This window comes from Pseudoduganella lurida, from assembly GCF_007830455.1.
In the GTDB taxonomy this organism is placed as follows: Bacteria; Pseudomonadota; Gammaproteobacteria; order Burkholderiales; family Burkholderiaceae_D; genus Rugamonas; species Rugamonas lurida.
The window spans coordinates 12,553-27,203 of sequence record NZ_VLLB01000013.1 but is presented as its reverse complement, the minus strand read 5'-3'; the positions used below and the strand labels follow the sequence as shown (position 1 = coordinate 27,203).

At 66.1% G+C, this 14,651-nt stretch carries 12 protein-coding genes and 1 tRNA gene; 7 read left to right on the top strand and 6 right to left on the bottom strand.

The features are described from left to right. Window positions 1-111 precede the first annotated feature (111 nt). Entirely contained in the window at window positions 112-717 is a 606-nt protein-coding gene (locus IP91_RS24325) for a CGNR zinc finger domain-containing protein (RefSeq protein WP_145652916.1), read from the top strand. Window positions 718-734: 17 nt separating this feature from the next. Here IP91_RS24325 and IP91_RS24320 read toward each other — a convergent pair whose 3' ends face one another. The 6 genes from IP91_RS24320 to IP91_RS24295 form a co-directional block, all read right to left on the bottom strand. Beyond that, a complete protein-coding gene (locus IP91_RS24320; RefSeq protein ID WP_145652914.1) occupies window positions 735-2,597 on the bottom strand; it encodes a rhomboid family intramembrane serine protease in 1,863 nt (620 codons plus the stop codon). Between the two features lie 130 nt (window positions 2,598-2,727). Next, window positions 2,728-4,446, bottom strand: coding sequence for a malate dehydrogenase (quinone) (gene mqo / locus IP91_RS24315; RefSeq protein WP_145652911.1), 1,719 nt, complete (start codon window positions 4,444-4,446; stop codon window positions 2,728-2,730). Window positions 4,447-4,574: 128 nt separating this feature from the next. After that, on the bottom strand, window positions 4,575-5,012 hold the full coding sequence (locus tag IP91_RS24310) for a MarR family winged helix-turn-helix transcriptional regulator (protein WP_158643197.1): 438 nt from the start codon (window positions 5,010-5,012) through the stop codon (window positions 4,575-4,577). 214 nt (window positions 5,013-5,226) lie between these two features. Beyond that, window positions 5,227-6,117, bottom strand: coding sequence for an alpha/beta fold hydrolase (locus IP91_RS24305; RefSeq protein ID WP_145652907.1), 891 nt, complete (start codon window positions 6,115-6,117; stop codon window positions 5,227-5,229). A gap of 179 nt (window positions 6,118-6,296) precedes the next feature. After that, a complete protein-coding gene (locus IP91_RS24300; protein WP_145653029.1) occupies window positions 6,297-7,004 on the bottom strand; it encodes a glutathione S-transferase family protein in 708 nt (235 codons plus the stop codon). Window positions 7,005-7,165: 161 nt separating this feature from the next. Next, a tRNA-Phe gene (locus tag IP91_RS24295) sits at window positions 7,166-7,241 on the bottom strand. A 170-nt stretch (window positions 7,242-7,411) separates the two neighbouring features. Between IP91_RS24295 and IP91_RS24290 the strand changes: the two genes are divergently transcribed. From IP91_RS24290 to IP91_RS24265, 6 genes are all read left to right on the top strand, one after another. Beyond that, the gene (locus IP91_RS24290) at window positions 7,412-8,626 is read left to right on the top strand and encodes an FAD-dependent monooxygenase (RefSeq protein ID WP_145652905.1); all 1,215 of its coding nucleotides are present in this window, start codon (window positions 7,412-7,414) and stop codon (window positions 8,624-8,626) included. Window positions 8,627-8,712: 86 nt separating this feature from the next. Continuing rightward, a complete protein-coding gene (locus IP91_RS24285) occupies window positions 8,713-9,441 on the top strand; it encodes a DsbC family protein (RefSeq protein WP_145652903.1) in 729 nt (242 codons plus the stop codon). Window positions 9,442-9,549: 108 nt separating this feature from the next. After that, a complete protein-coding gene (locus tag IP91_RS24280) occupies window positions 9,550-10,008 on the top strand; it encodes a (2Fe-2S)-binding protein (RefSeq protein ID WP_145652901.1) in 459 nt (152 codons plus the stop codon). 10 nt (window positions 10,009-10,018) lie between these two features. Then, the gene (locus tag IP91_RS24275; RefSeq protein ID WP_145652899.1) at window positions 10,019-12,235 is read left to right on the top strand and encodes a xanthine dehydrogenase family protein molybdopterin-binding subunit; all 2,217 of its coding nucleotides are present in this window, start codon (window positions 10,019-10,021) and stop codon (window positions 12,233-12,235) included. Window positions 12,236-12,238: 3 nt separating this feature from the next. Continuing rightward, complete coding sequence (locus IP91_RS24270) at window positions 12,239-12,808, top strand: nucleotidyltransferase family protein (protein ID WP_145652897.1); 570 nt, start codon at window positions 12,239-12,241, stop codon at window positions 12,806-12,808. After that, window positions 12,805-14,631, top strand: coding sequence for a M61 family metallopeptidase (locus IP91_RS24265; RefSeq protein ID WP_145652895.1), 1,827 nt, complete (start codon window positions 12,805-12,807; stop codon window positions 14,629-14,631). The genes IP91_RS24270 and IP91_RS24265 overlap by 4 nt, the downstream gene beginning before the upstream one ends. The last annotated feature ends 20 nt before the right edge of the window (window positions 14,632-14,651 follow it).

Sequence of the window (14,651 nt, the reverse complement as noted above, 5' to 3'; positions counted from 1 at the left end):
TCCTTGGTGAAAGTGGTAAGTAACCCTTATAATCAAGCTTATTGGGTTACTTGATCCGGAGTCTAGGCGTCGTTTAGTAACCTGTCAATCTAATTTTTAGAGGTTATCAAGATGAATGCGACGACCCAGCACGGCAACGGGCATGGCGAAGCGCCGCTGGTCGGCGATCACCTGGCGCTGGACCTGCTCAATACGGAGGCGCGCAGCGATGGCGTCCTGGTCGACTTCTGGCAGACGGGTGACGATGTGCTGCATTGGCTGGCGCGCCAGGGCATCGTGCCGGCGAAGGGTGCCGGTCCAGTCGACCTTGCCGCATTGCTGGCGCAGGGCGTGGCCTTGCGTGCGCTGGCACGCCGGATGATCGACCGGCACAGGGAAGGGCGCGCGGCCGATGTCGGCGCGCTGAACAAGTACCTGCTGGCGCATGCGAGCGCGCCGCAGCTGGTGCAGGATGGGGAAGGCAAGCTGGCGCTGGTGCGCATCGCGCGCGGCGAGCCGGTCGCTGCCCTGCTGGGCCCCGTGGCGGAAGCGCTGGCGCAGCTGCTGGCCGAGGGCGATTTTTCGCTCGTGCGGCAATGCGAGCACCCGGACTGCATCCTGTGGTTCTACGACCGCACCAAGGCGCACAAGCGGCGCTGGTGCAGCATGGCCGCCTGCGGCAACCGCTACAAGGCGGCCCAGTTCAGGAAGCGCGGTGGCGCGGGCCAGGCTGCCTAGCCCACGCGAACGTCAGCTCATTCCAGCGGCGTGCAGAGCCGCTCCGGCCGCTTGGCATTGACCAGTTCCCCCAGGGGAGCGGTGACGCCGGTGTCGAACACGGTCAGCCTTGGCGCTTCGTTGGCGATGAAATACAGCCCCTTGTCGTCCGGCGAAAAGCGCAGGCCGATCGGCAGGCCCTGGAACGGATAGGCCGCCATCGTGGCCGCCGTGTGCAGGTTGACGACGCGTACCCAGCCGTGCGGCTCGGCGATCGCCAGCAGGCTGGCATCGCGGTTGAGGGCCACCGGCGCCGTCATCACGCCCTGGCAGAAGTGCGCCGTCTTCTCGATCTCCTTCTTGACCAGGTCGATCTGGTCCATGGCATCCACGCCCACCACCCAGGCCTCGCCGCGCTGCCGGTCGAACTGGACGCCATTCATGAAGCCGGACGTGACGATGACCTCGTTGACCTCGGCCAGCGTGGCGGCATCGAGCACCAGCAGGCGCGATGCGCTCTCGTCCATCACCCACAGCTCGCTGTCGTTGGCGGCCAGCCACAGGCCGACCGGGTGATTGCGCGACAGCAAATTCCTGCCGGTCAGTTTCGGCTTGCCGACGATGCGGCGGGTGGCCAGGTCGACGGCCACCACAGTGTTGTCGCCGTCGTTGAGCACATAGGCGCGGTCGGCCGCCTTGTTCAGCACGATGGCACGGGGGAGGCTGCCTGTTCGGATCGAGCCCACCATCTTGCCGGCCTGAAGGTCGACGATGCCGACACCGTTGGCGACCAGCGAGGCGACATAGGCAGTGCGGCCATCCGGCGTCAGCGCCACGGCATTGGCATTGTTGGGAACGCATTCGCCATGCGGGCACTCGCCATTGTCGGGCGGCGGACGCTGGCCCTGGATCGCCGGCCCTTCCGTGCCCGTGCCCAGGTCGACGAAGCGCAGCGTGTGATCCTTTTCGCCGGTGACGGCAATCCGCGTGCCGTCCGGCATCAGGAACAGGCTGCTGACCGGGGAGGCCAGCGCGATCGATGTGCCCGCAGCCTGCTCCTTGCTCACCGTGCGGGGACCGCTGCGCCGCGCGTCCGCGATCTGTTTTGCCAGCCGCGCCTTGGCCTGCCGCTTGCGGTTCACCTCGTCCTGTTCGGCCTTCTCGGCTTCGCGCAGCTCAACGATGGCGGCCAGGCCTTCGGAAGGCGCGGCATGGAGCCGGGCATAGATGCCGCCCAGCGTGATGCAGGAAATGGCTGCGACCAGCAGCGCGCGGGTCGCCTGGCCCAGCCGGGGCGGCACCAGCGCGAACGCCCCGCCGACGACGAAGCCGCCCAGCAGGCCGCCGATATGGCAGGCATTGTCGATGCCCGGCACGATCCAGCCGATGGCGAGGTTGATGGCGATCGTCTGCACCAGCGGCCCGCCGGACGTGATGGCCTCGTGCGGATCGTTGTGCCACCTGGCCACCAGCCAGTCGGCCAGGTACGCGCCGCACAGACCCATCAATGCACCGGAAGCACCGGCCGCGACGATCTGGTTGAATGCATCGGCATGCCACTGCGCACTGACGAGGCTGCCGATCAGGCCGGACAGCAGGTAGGCCAGCAGGAAGCGCACGGCGCCGAAGCGCTGCTCGACCATGCTGCCGAAGGCCAGCAGCATGTACATGTTTGCCGCCAGGTGCAGCAGGCTCACGTGCAGGAACATGCTGGTGAACAGGCGCCACGGCTGGTCGATCAGCGTGTATGCGGCCAGGTTGCCGCCCCATGCGAGCACGGCTGCCGGGGTGCGGTCGATCCAGCCCACGCCCTGCAGCGCCTGGTAGACGTACAGCAGCACGTTGATGCCGATGAAGAGATAGGTAACAAGGGGGCGGGACGGCTGGGCGGGGACGTTCATGGTTTCCTTGCGCGGGTGGTGGCATGCGGCGATGCTGCCCGGGCAGGGTAATTGACTATTGCTTTTGTAGCAAGTGGAACGGATCGCGGACCGACGTCGGCGGCCCGCGATCCGTCCCGCTTAGCCTGCGTTACAGCGCGATATCGGACACTTTCTTTACCTTGCCCGGCTGCTCGGTGGCAGCGGCGCCGGCAACGAAGCCTTCCAGCGTTGGCGAGGCGATCGCCAGCTGCAGCGTTTCCGCCGTGGCTGCCCAGGTGGTGGCCAGCAGCTGCGCGTTCTCGTTCAGCTTCTTGCCGTAGGACGGCACGATCTCGCGGATCTTTTCCTGCCAGGCCGACGTCTTCACGCGGTCCGGGAAGACTTTTTCCAGCAGCGACAGCATGATTGCCGGCGAGGTGGAGCCGCCCGGGGAGGCGCCCAGCAGGGCCGACACGGAGCGGTCGGCGGACACCACCACTTCCGTACCGAGCTTCAGCACGCCGCCTTTTTCCGGATCGTTCTTGATGATCTGCACGCGCTGGCCGGCCTGCCACAGGCGCCAGTCGCCGTCCTTCGCTTCGGGCATGTAGTGGCGCAGTGCGGCCATCTTGTCCGCCATCGACAGCTCCAGCTGCTGCGCAAGGTATTTCACCAGAGCGAACTCATGGAAGCCCACCTGCAGCTGCGGCAGCACGTTGGAGGCCGTCGTCGCCTTGCCGATATCGAAGTACGAGCCGTTCTTCAGGAACTTGGTGGACCAGGTGGCGAAAGGCCCGAACAGCAGCACGGTTTTACCATCCAGCACGCGGGTGTCCAGGTGCGGCACGGACATCGGTGGCGAACCCGTATCGGCCAGGCCGTACACCTTGGCCAGGTGGCGCGAGGTGACGGCCGGATTTTCCGTGACCAGGAATTCGCCGCCGACCGGGAAGCCGGCATACTGCTTCGCCTCGGGAATGCCGGACAGCTGCAGCAGCGGCAGGGCGGCACCCCCGGCACCGATGAAGATGTGCTTCGCATCGACCGTCTGGACCTTGGAGCTGTCCTTGACGTCGAATGCGGATACGCGCCAGGAGCCGTCGTCGTTGCGCGTGATCGAGCGCACTTCGTAGCCCGTCGAGATCCTGCTGCCCACGGTTTCGCCGAGGTGCTTGTAGAACTGGCGCGTGATGGAGCCCAGGTTGACGTCGGTGCCCAGCGGGGACCGGGTGGCCGTGACCATCTCGTCCGCCTTGCGGCCTTCCATCATGACGGGGATCCATTTGGCGATCTGGGCCGTGTCGGTGGTCATCTCCATGCCGGCGAACAGGGGCGAGGCCTTCAGCGCCGCAACGCGCTTCGTGATGAAGTCGCGGTTCTCCTGGCCGAACACCAGGTTCATGTGCGGCGTGGAGTTGATGAATTCACGCGGATTGCCCAGCACGCCCTTGCGCACCTGGTGCGACCAGAACTGGCGCGAGATCTGGAAGTTCTCGTTGATCTCGATGGCCTTGTTGATGTGCACCTGGCCCTTGTCGTCCATCGGCGTGTAGTTCAGTTCACACAGCGCCGAGTGGCCGGTGCCGGCGTTGTTCCAGCCGTTGGAGCTTTCTTCCGCCACCTTGTCCAGGCGCTCGAACACTTCGAACGTCCAGTTCGGTTCCAGTTCGGCCAGGTAGACGCCCAGCGTGGCGCTCATGATGCCGCCGCCGATCAGCAGCACGTCCACCTTGCGGTCGGCCTTGTCGGCACGGACCTGGCGGCCCATCAGGACCGAGGCGCCGCCCACGACGGCAACGGTGCCGGCTGCCGCGCCGATGAACTTGCGCCGGGAGAAGCGCTTGCCTTTGGCGGGCGCTGCGGGAGTGTTGTTGTTTTCTCGAGTCATGGGATGGGTCCTTGCAGGAATCATGGGAGCGGCAGGCACCGTCTATCGGCGGTACGCAGCGCGAGCTGATGTGTTCGGGGTGTACTTATCGATGGGGGCTGCAGTGAGCATGCCGCGTTTTGGCGCGACTAGCCTCTTGCATTGAGCAGAATTTTTTCCAGCGCATATTTCAGGGTCGATGCTTCGTCTTCGCTAAATCCGTTCAGCAGCTGGCCGTAGACCTTCTGGAGCCCGGCATTAATCTGCGGATACAGCGCGACGCCTTTTTCGGTCAACGTGACATGGACCTGGCGGGCATCCTGCCGGTCGCGCTCTCTGCGCACGATGCCCTTCGCTTCCATCCGGTCCAGCAGGCGCGACATCGGACCGGGCGCGATGCCAGCCAGCCGGCAGAATTCATTGACGGTCCGTGCCCGCTCGCGCATCGCGCCGATCACCACGATGAACTGCGACGCGGTGAGGTCCAGCGGCAGCATTTCCCTGTCGAGCGATGCATAGAGTGCATTGCGCGCCTGGCTGATCAGGTAGCCGAACTGAACATTTTTCAATTCTTCAAAGGCTTGCATGGGCTTGAAACATGAAATCTGCGCGACGCTAAGACACAGAGTGTATTTGCCTAGGCAAATACAGACAATTGCGGGCATTACCTACGTAGGATTACGTGCCCGGGGTGGAACCAGAGGCGGGATGCAGCGCCCGGAAATCAGCTCACGGAAATGACAACGCCCACTCCGAGAGTGGGCGTCGCGTGGACGATGCTCCTGGTGGCCCGCCGCGGGATTACACCACCGGCACGAGCCCGGTGGATTGCGGCCGTTGCAGGCTGGTGGATTGTTCAGGAAGGCCCGCCCGGTCGTCCTGCGGGAACCCGGCTGCGGCACTGGCGCGCGCACCGGCAAGTGCGTCCAGGATCAGCCGGGTGGTCTCCGCCGGCGCATCCCAGTGCGGGAAATGGCCGCAGCGCTCGAACCAGTGCAGTTGCGCATCCGGGAACAGGGCCAGCGCGCGCCTGGCCTGACGGGGAAAGCAGACCCGGTCACGCCGTCCCCAGCCAATGACGAGCGGATGCGCAATGCTGTGGCGCGGCGCTCCCTGCTGTTCCTCACCGTAGGCGAGCTGGGCCAGCAGCTCATCGAAGGCCGGCGAGGCCACGTAGCTGCACAATTCATCGCTCACAATGTCCGGCGCCAGCCTGGTCGGCCGGGCAGAGAATTGGGCCAGCAACAAGGCACGGCCGAGTGGACTGGCGCAGACCGCCGGCAGGACCGGTCGTAGCAGCCGCAGCAGCCGGATCGACAGGTAAATCGAGCTGAAGAACGCGTGACGCTCCCATCCCTGCCAGAAACCGCCGGGATTGAGCGCGACCACGCCCCCGACAGTCCCGCCGCGGCGCGCCAGCTCCAGCACCAGCCGCGCCCCCATCGAGCTGCCGACTGCATCGATGCCGTCCAGGCCCTGGGCATGGAGGAAGGTAGCGGTCTCATCCGCGAGGGTGCGAATGGAGGTTTCGCCGGCCAGCTTCGGCGTCCGGCCGAAGCCGGGCAGGTCCACCGCGATGACTTCGCGCTTCGCTGCGAGATCCGCCAGGATGGGTTTCCAGCTCTGCCAATGGCCGCCGAGGCCATGGATCAGCAGCAGGGGCTTGCCGGTGCCGCAACGAATGTGATGCATGATCGATCCTCCCATCGCACGGGGGTGCGCAGGCTGCCAGCGTACCGTAGCGGGGCTCGAGGACTGCGTTCGTTAGGAATGCTTGCCCGGGAGGGCGGGAAATAGCGGGGTACCAGTCTCGGACACCAGCTGCGGCGACAGTGCACCGTGGCTATTCCACGCGACAGGCTGGCCCGGCCTTATTGCCCGGCCTTGAATTGATCCAGTTCCTTCAGCCCACTGTTACCGTCGGCATAGGCCTGGCGGAAGCTCGGCCGCGCCTGCCATCGCTGCCAGAAACTGTCCAGGTGCTCGAAGCGTTCATCCAGCGGCGTGGCATTGACCGGGAACTTGGAAAAGGCAATCGCCACGCACAAGGTGATATCGGCGAACGTGGGCTCGTCCTTGCCCAGCAGCCAGGGACGGCCATCCGCGAGGTGCTGGTTCACCAGGGCGGCATGCGCGATGGCTTCCTTGCGGCAGTGTTCGCCCCAGGCGGGGTTGTGCGTCAACTCCAGTTTCGGTCCGAGCCCCTGGTGCATGACGTGGAACATGGTGACGATGCGATACAGGAGATGGATCCAGATGCGGTTTTCCCACATCGTGTCCTGTCCCTGTTCGAGCGGCGATCCGCCCATGATCTTGCGGCCCGGGCGGGACTCGTCGAGATAGCGCACGATGGCCGCCGTCTCGGACAGGTAACTGCCATCCTCGAGCAGCAAGGTCGGGGTTTCGCCCCACGGGTTGATTTTCAGGTGCGGCCATTTGCGCTGGTCGCCGCCTGGCGTCATGTCATAAATGGTTTCCTCGAACTGGTCGGCGATGCCTTTTTCATGCATGAACAACCGCAGGCGTTGCGGATTCGGAAAAGCGGACGGGGAAGTCAGCAGGCGTAAGCGAGTCGTCATAAGGGAAGTCGTCGGCAATGGAGCAGGTCATTGTGCCGACGGAACCGGTTGGCAAGCGCACGCTAGCCAGCGGTCATGCAGCGACGCATGCAGGTCGCCTGAAGCGAGGTCCAGAAACGACGAAGCCCACTTCGATGAGTGGGCTTCGTTGACACTGTTCTTGGTGGCCCGGGGCGGAATCGAACCACCGACACAAGGATTTTCAATCCTCTGCTCTACCAACTGAGCTACCAGGCCAAGAGGCAGCATTATAGCAGGCCGATTCAGATATGCAAGAGCAGGGTGCAAAAAGTCCGGCCCGGTAAGGATGAGCCCGTGTCACATGGTGCCAGGCACCGTGACACGGACTCGGCCTTGCGACTGCCACCCGCCCGCCACCGGCCGGGAGCGAAAGTTATAATGCTCTTATGAACCAGCCAACCTCCACCAAGCACCACGTGCAGACGGCCGTCTGCATCGTCGGCAATGGCGCCATCGCGAAAGCTGCCGCGCTGGCCTTCGCCCAGGCCGGGCAAAGCGTCACCCTGCTGGGGCCGCCCCCGGCGCCGAAAGGCGAGGGGCCGGAGGCGAGCTGGGACGTGCGCGTGTATGCACTGAACAGCACCGCCCACGAACTGCTGTCCGGCCTGAAGGTATGGGGCGCGATGGACCAGGAACGCATCGCCCCGGTCGACGCCATGGTCATCAAGGGCGACGGCGAACAGCCCGGCCACCTCAATTTCGATGCCTATGGCGCCCACACCAGCACGCTGGCCTGGATCGTCGAGGACCGCAACCTGAACGGGGCTTTGGATGCGGCGCTGCGCTTCGCCCAGAACGTCCACCTCGTTACCGGCCGCGCCGTGCGGCTCGATGCGAATGAGGCCGGCGCCACCGTGCACCTGGAGGACGGCAGCGCCATCAAGGCCTCGCTCGTCGTCGGTGCGGACGGCGCCAACTCCTGGGTGCGGAGCCAGAGCGATATCGGCCTCGACTACAAGCCGTATGGCCAGAAGGGCGTCGTCGCCAATTTCGAGACCGAATTGCCGCACCATGGCGCCGCACTGCAATGGTTCACCTGCACGCGCGGCATCGTGGCGCTGCTGCCGCTGGCCGGCAACCGCGTCTCGCTGGTGTGGTCCGCGCCGGACATGCTGGCCGACCAGCTGTGCGCGGAAGGCGCTCAGGCGCTGGCCGACCGCCTCGCCGAATTCGCCGCCGAAAAGCTGGGCAAGCTGACCCCGGTGCAGCCGGAACTGGTGCGTGCCTTTCCCCTGTCGCTGATGCGGCCGCACGCGCTGGTGGCGCAGCGGGTGGCGCTGGTGGGCGATGCCGCCCACGTGGTGCATCCGCTGGCGGGACACGGCATGAACCTGGGCTTCGGCGACGTGCGCGACCTGGTCGCCGCGGTGGCCGGCCGCGAGGAGCACCGCTCGATCGGCGATGACCGCGTGCTGGCCCGCTATGCCCGTACCCGCAAGGAAGAAGTGCTGCTGATGCAGGCCACCACGGACGGCCTGCAACGCCTGTTCGGCGCCAACCTGGAGCCGGTGCGCGCGGTGCGCAATTTCGGGCTAAACTTGCTGGATAAATTGCCGATGGTCAAGCGCCAGCTGATGGCCCATGCCCTCGGCCGGCACTGATTCCACTTACCTGAGTCCACTTACCTGATACTTGCAGGGCAGCGAGACGGCGCAACGCGCCGCGCCTGCCATTGCGCGGAGAACCTATGAACACCATGAAGAGCGGCCTCGTGCTGGCAATGTCGGCGCTGCTGATGTCCTGCGCCGGTGCCGAAAACAGCGTCGAAGCCACCATCCGCAAGAACGTCGAGCCGAAGCTGGGCGAAGGCATCAAGATCGACAGCGTGCGCGAGACGCCGTATGCGGGCCTGTATGAAATCCGCGTGGGCCCGGAAATCCGCTACACGGACAAGACGGGTTCCTACCTGATCGTCGGCCACGTGTTCGACCTCAAAAGCGGCAGCGACCTGACGGCCGCGCGCATCGACGAAGTCACCCGCATCAAGTTCTCCGAACTGCCGGTGGAGCTGGCGCTGAAAAGCGTCAAGGGCGACGGCAAGCGCGTGATCGCCGTGTTCGAGGACCCGAACTGCGGCTACTGCAAGCGCTTCCGCAAGGACACGCTGGCCAAGCTCGACAACATCACCGTCTACACCTTCATGTTCAATATCCTGTCGCCCGATTCCACGGTGAAGTCGAAGAACATCTGGTGCTCGGCCGACCGCAGCAAGGCATGGGACGAGTGGATGATCGAAGGCAAACAGGCGCCGGCCGCGCCGGATGACTGCAAGACGCCAAACGACAAGGTGCTGGCGCTGGGCGAAAAACTCGGCCTGGAAGGCACGCCGGCCGTGTTCTTCGCGGACGGCTCGCGTATTCCCGGCGTCGTCGATGCCGCCACGATGGAACGCAAGTTCGCCGCCATCAAGCAATAAGCAGTCATTGCACTACCCATGAGCGGACACAGATCCGCCGGCGGCGCGTCGCCAGGCGCGCCGCGATTCCATCAAAACAGCAGAACCATCCAAACCTAGGAGCTGTCCATGGTCATCCTGAACATCAACGGGCGCGACACGCAGGTCGATGCCGATCCCGCCACGCCCATCCTGTGGGCCCTGCGCGACAACCTGAACATGACGGGCACGAAGTTCGGCTGCGGCGCTGCGCTGTGCGGTGCCTGCACCGTGCACCTGGGCGGCGCGCCGATCCGCTCGTGCGTGACGCCCATCTCCGCCGCCGTCGGCCAGAAGATCACCACCATCGAAGCGATGGAGAACGACAAGGTCGGCAAGGCCGTGCAGGATGCGTGGGTGAAGCACGACGTGCCGCAATGCGGCTACTGCCAGAGCGGCCAGGTGATGAGCGCCGCCGCGCTGCTCAAGACCAACCGCAAGCCGACGGATGCCGACATCGATGGCGCCATGGCCGGCAATATCTGCCGCTGCGGCACCTACCAGCGGATCCGCGCGGCCATCAAGGACGCGGCGAAGACGCTCGCCTGAGGAGACCACCATGCAAAAAGAATGGTTCATGCAGGAAGCCGCCCCCGCTGAAGGCGTGTCGCGCCGCGGCTTCCTGAAGGCTTCCGCCGGTGCCGGCCTGGTCCTGGGCTTCACCTTCGTGGCCGGTGGCCGCATGGCGCGTGCCGCCTTGCCGGCAGCGGCGCAGCAGCCCAATGCCTTCCTGCGCATCGCGCCGGACAACACCATCACCGTGCAGGTCAACCGCCTGGAATTCGGCCAGGGCGTGCAGACCGCGCTGCCGATGCTGATCGCCGAAGAACTCGATGCCGACTGGTCGCAGATCCGCGGCGCGCTGGCACCGGCCGGCGACGCGTACAAGGATCCGCTGTTCGGCATGCAGATCACGGGCGGCTCCGGCTCCATCGCCCACTCGTGGGTGCAGTACCGCGAAATCGGCGCGAAGGCGCGCCACATGCTGGTGGCCGCCGCCGCGCAGCAGTGGAACGTGCCGGTCAATAAGGTGAAGGCCGCCAAGGGCGTGCTGACGGGCCCGAACGGCCAGAAGGCCACGTACGGCGCCATGGCCGACGCGGCAATGCGCCAGCCGGTGCCGGCCCACGTGGTGCTGAAGAATCCGAACCGCTTCCGCTTCATCGGCAAGCCCATGCCACGGCTCGATGCGCGCGCCAAGTCGAACGGCAGCCAGCAGTTCGGCATGGACTTCAAGCCGGAGAATGCCAAGGTGGCCGTCGTCGCGCGCCCGCCCGTGTTCGGCGCGAAGGTGGCCAAGTTCGATGCCGCGGCGGCAAAGCAGATCAAGGGCGTCATCGCCGTGCTGCCGGTCGATACGGACCGCGGCGGCAGCGGCGTGGCCGTCATCGCCGAAGGCTACTGGCCGGCCAAGCAGGGCCGCGATGCACTGAAGATCGACTGGGACACCAGCGGCGTCGAAAAGGTGAGCAGCGCGCAGCAGTTCGCCGATTTCCGCGCGCTCGCCGCGACCAAAGGCACGTCCGCGAAGACGGCCGACACGTCGAAGCTGGCCACGGCGCCGAAGCAGATCTCCGCCGTGTATGAATTCCCGTACCTGGCGCACGCACCGATGGAGCCGCTGAACTGCGTGGTCGACCTGCGCGGCGATGCCTGCACGATCTGGGCCGGCAGCCAGTTCCAGACGATGGACCAGGCGGCCGCCGCAAGGACGGCCGGCCTGAAGCCAGAACAGGTCACGCTGCACACGATGGTGGCCGGCGGCGGCTTCGGCCGGCGCGCCGTGCCGTCCTCCGACTACATCGTGGAAGCGGTCAATGTCGCGAAGGCGTATGCGAAGTCCGGCAAGTCCGGTCCCGTGAAGGTGATCTGGAGCCGCGAGGACGACATCAAGGGCGGCTACTACCGGCCTTCCCACGTGCACCAGGCGCACCTGGGGCTCGATGCGAAAGGCACGATCGTCGGCTGGGACCACGTGATCGTCGGCCAGTCGATCCTCACCGGTACGGTGATGGAACCGATGATGGTGAAGAACGGTGTCGACGGCACGATGGTCGAGGGACTGGGCGAGCCGTACCAGGTGCCGCTGAACCTGTCCGTCCATAACGCAAAGGCGAATGTGCCGGTGCTGTGGTGGCGCTCGGTCGGTTCCACGCACACGGCGTTCGTCACGGAGACGCTGGTCGACGAAGCGGCGACTGCGGCCGGTGTCGATCCGGTGGCCTACCGCAAGCGGCTGATCCCGGCGGAGCACAAGCGCCATCACCTGGCGCTCGATCTGGCCGTGGGCAAGTCCGGCTACGGTACCGTCAAACTGCCGGCCGGGCAGGCGTATGGCGTGGCGCTGCATGAATCGTTCGGCACCGTGGTGGCGTATGTCGTCACGGCGTCCATCGTCGATGGCGCGCCGAAGCTGCTGAAGGTGACGGCCGGCGTGCACTGCAACCAGGCCGTCAATCCGTTGACGATCGAGGCGCAGGTGCAGGGCGCCGTGCTGATGGCGCTGGGCACCACGCTGCCGGGCGCCGCCATCACGCTGAAGGATGGTATCGTCGAACAGGGCCAGCTGAGCGACTACACGGTGGCGCGCCTGCCGGACATGCCGCGCGTCGAGGTGCACCTGGTGCCATCGAACGAGCCGCCGACCGGCATGGGCGAACCGGGCCTGCCGCCGCTGGCCCCCGCGTTCGCGAACGCCGTGTTCCGGCTGACGGGCAAGCGCCTGCGCAAGCTGCCGTTCGACCTGGCCTCGTCGGCCGCGCCGCAGGTGGCGTAAGGGATGGAAGACATCACGGGTGTCCTGCTGGCCGCCGGCCGCGGGCGCCGTTTCGATCCGGCCGGCGCGCGCAACAAGCTGCTGCAAACGCTCGATGGCGAAGCGGTGGTGGTGCACAGCGCGCGCCACCTGCTGGCGGCACTGCCGCGCGTGGTGGCTGTGGTCCGTCCCGGCGAGGCTGCACTGGCCGCCCAGTTGACGGCGCTCGGTTGCGTAGTCACCGTCTGCGCCGATGCGGAGACCGGCATGGCCGCCTCGCTGGTGCATGGCCTGCGCCACGCACAGGAAGCATGCGGCTGGGTGGTGGCGCTGGGCGACATGCCGCGCGTGCAGCCCGCCACCATCCTTGCGCTGGCGCGAGCGGTGGAAGAGGGTGCCGACATCGCGGCGCCAAAGTACATGGAGCAGCGCGGCAATCCGGTGGCATTCGGCCGCCGGCACCTGCCGCAGCTGCTGGCGCTCACCGGCGACGCGGGCGCGCGCAGCATCGTCAGGCACAATATCGTCAACGAAGTGGCTGTCGACGACCCGGGCATCCTGCTCGATATCGACACCCCGACCGACCTGCAATGAAAACACTCCCGAAGACCAAGACCTCCCGTTCCTCCGTTCCCGGCATCGCCTACACGATCGCCGCGAAGGACCTTGCCGCCCACCTGTTCCAGGTCACGCTGACCGTGCAGCAGCCTGCCGCCGATGGCCAGGTGCTGGCGCTGCCGGCCTGGATCCCCGGCAGCTACATGATCCGCGAGTTCTCGCGCAATATCGTGCAGATCCGCGCCGAGGCGGGCGGGCAGGCCGTGCCGCTCACGAAGCTGGACAAGCATTCCTGGCAGGCGCCCCCTGTTGCTGGTCCTCTCGTCGTGCAGTACGACGTGTATGCCTGGGACCTGTCGGTGCGCGCCGCCCACCTGGACCGCACGCACGGCTTCTTCAACGGCACCAGCGTGTTCCTGCGCGTGCCGGGCCAGGAAGATGCGCCGCATGTGGTGGATATCCAGCGGCCGGCGGACGATGCCGCGCGCACCTGGCGGGTGGCCACGGCACTGCCGGAACTGAAGGCGAAGCGCTACGGCTTTGGCACCTACATCGCGCGCGACTACGATGAACTGATCGACAGCCCGGTGGAGATGGGCGACTTTGCGCTGGCCACCTTCACCGCGCATGGCGTGCCGCACGACGTGGTCATCACGGGCCGCGTGCCGAACCTGGACATGCCGCGCCTGTGCGCCGACCTGAAAGCGATCTGCGAAACGCAAATTTCCTTCTTCGAGCCGAAGACGAAGAAAGCGCCGATGGACCGCTACGTGTTCATGACGCTCGCCGTCGGCGACGGCTACGGCGGCCTGGAACACCGCGCCTCGACGGCGCTGATCTGCGCCCGCGCGGACCTGCCGAGCACCGCCGCGGAAGGCGCCGCGCGCAGCGAGGGCTACATCAAGTTCCTGGGCCTGTGCAGTCACGAGTATTTCCACACCTGGAACGTGAAGCGCATCAAGCCGGCCGTGTTCGCGCCCTACGACCTGCAGGGGGAGAACTACACGCCGCTGCTGTGGCTGTTCGAAGGGTTCACGAGCTACTACGATGACCTGTTCCTGGTCCGTGCCGGCATGATCACGGAGCAGCAGTACTACAAGATGCTGGGCAAGACGGTGGGTGGCGTGCTGCGCGGCGCCGGCCGCACGAAGCAGAGCGTGGCCGATTCCAGCTTCGACGCCTGGGGCAAGTACTACCGGCAGGACGAGAACGCGCCGAACGCGATCGTCAGCTACTACGCCAAGGGTTCGCTGATCGGGCTGGGCCTGGACCTGACCATCCGCCAGAAGACGGGCGGCCAGCGTTCGCTGGACGACATCATGCTGGCCCTGTGGCAGCGCTACGGCCGGGATTTCTATCCGGATGGCCGCCAGGGTGTCACGCCGGCCGGCGTGGAAGCGCTGTTCGACGAGATCAGCGGCCTGCGCCTGAAGAGCTATTTTGAAAAATACATCCGCGGCACGGAAGATGTGCCGCTGGCGAAGCTGCTGGCGCCGTTCGGCGTGAAGTACGTGGATGAACGCAAGGGCACGAAGGCCAGCCTGGACGCCAACATCGGCCGCGATGGTGCCGATGCCAGGCTGTCCGCCGTCCATGAAGGCGGGGCGGCCCATCGCGCCGGCCTTTCCGCTGGCGACCTGCTGGTGGCGCTGGATGGCCTGCGCGTCTCCGGCAATCCGAACAACCTGGACACGCTGCTGGCGCGCTACCGCGTCGGCGACACCGTGCAGGTGCACGCGTTCCGCCGCGACGAGCTGATGACCTTCGCGGTCCAGCTGCAGGGCGACCGGGTGCCCGGCATCACGCTGTCCTTCGATCCGGCGCGCAAGCCCGCGGTGGCGCGCCCGACCACCCGCTGACGGTGCGCTGAGGGTGCGCT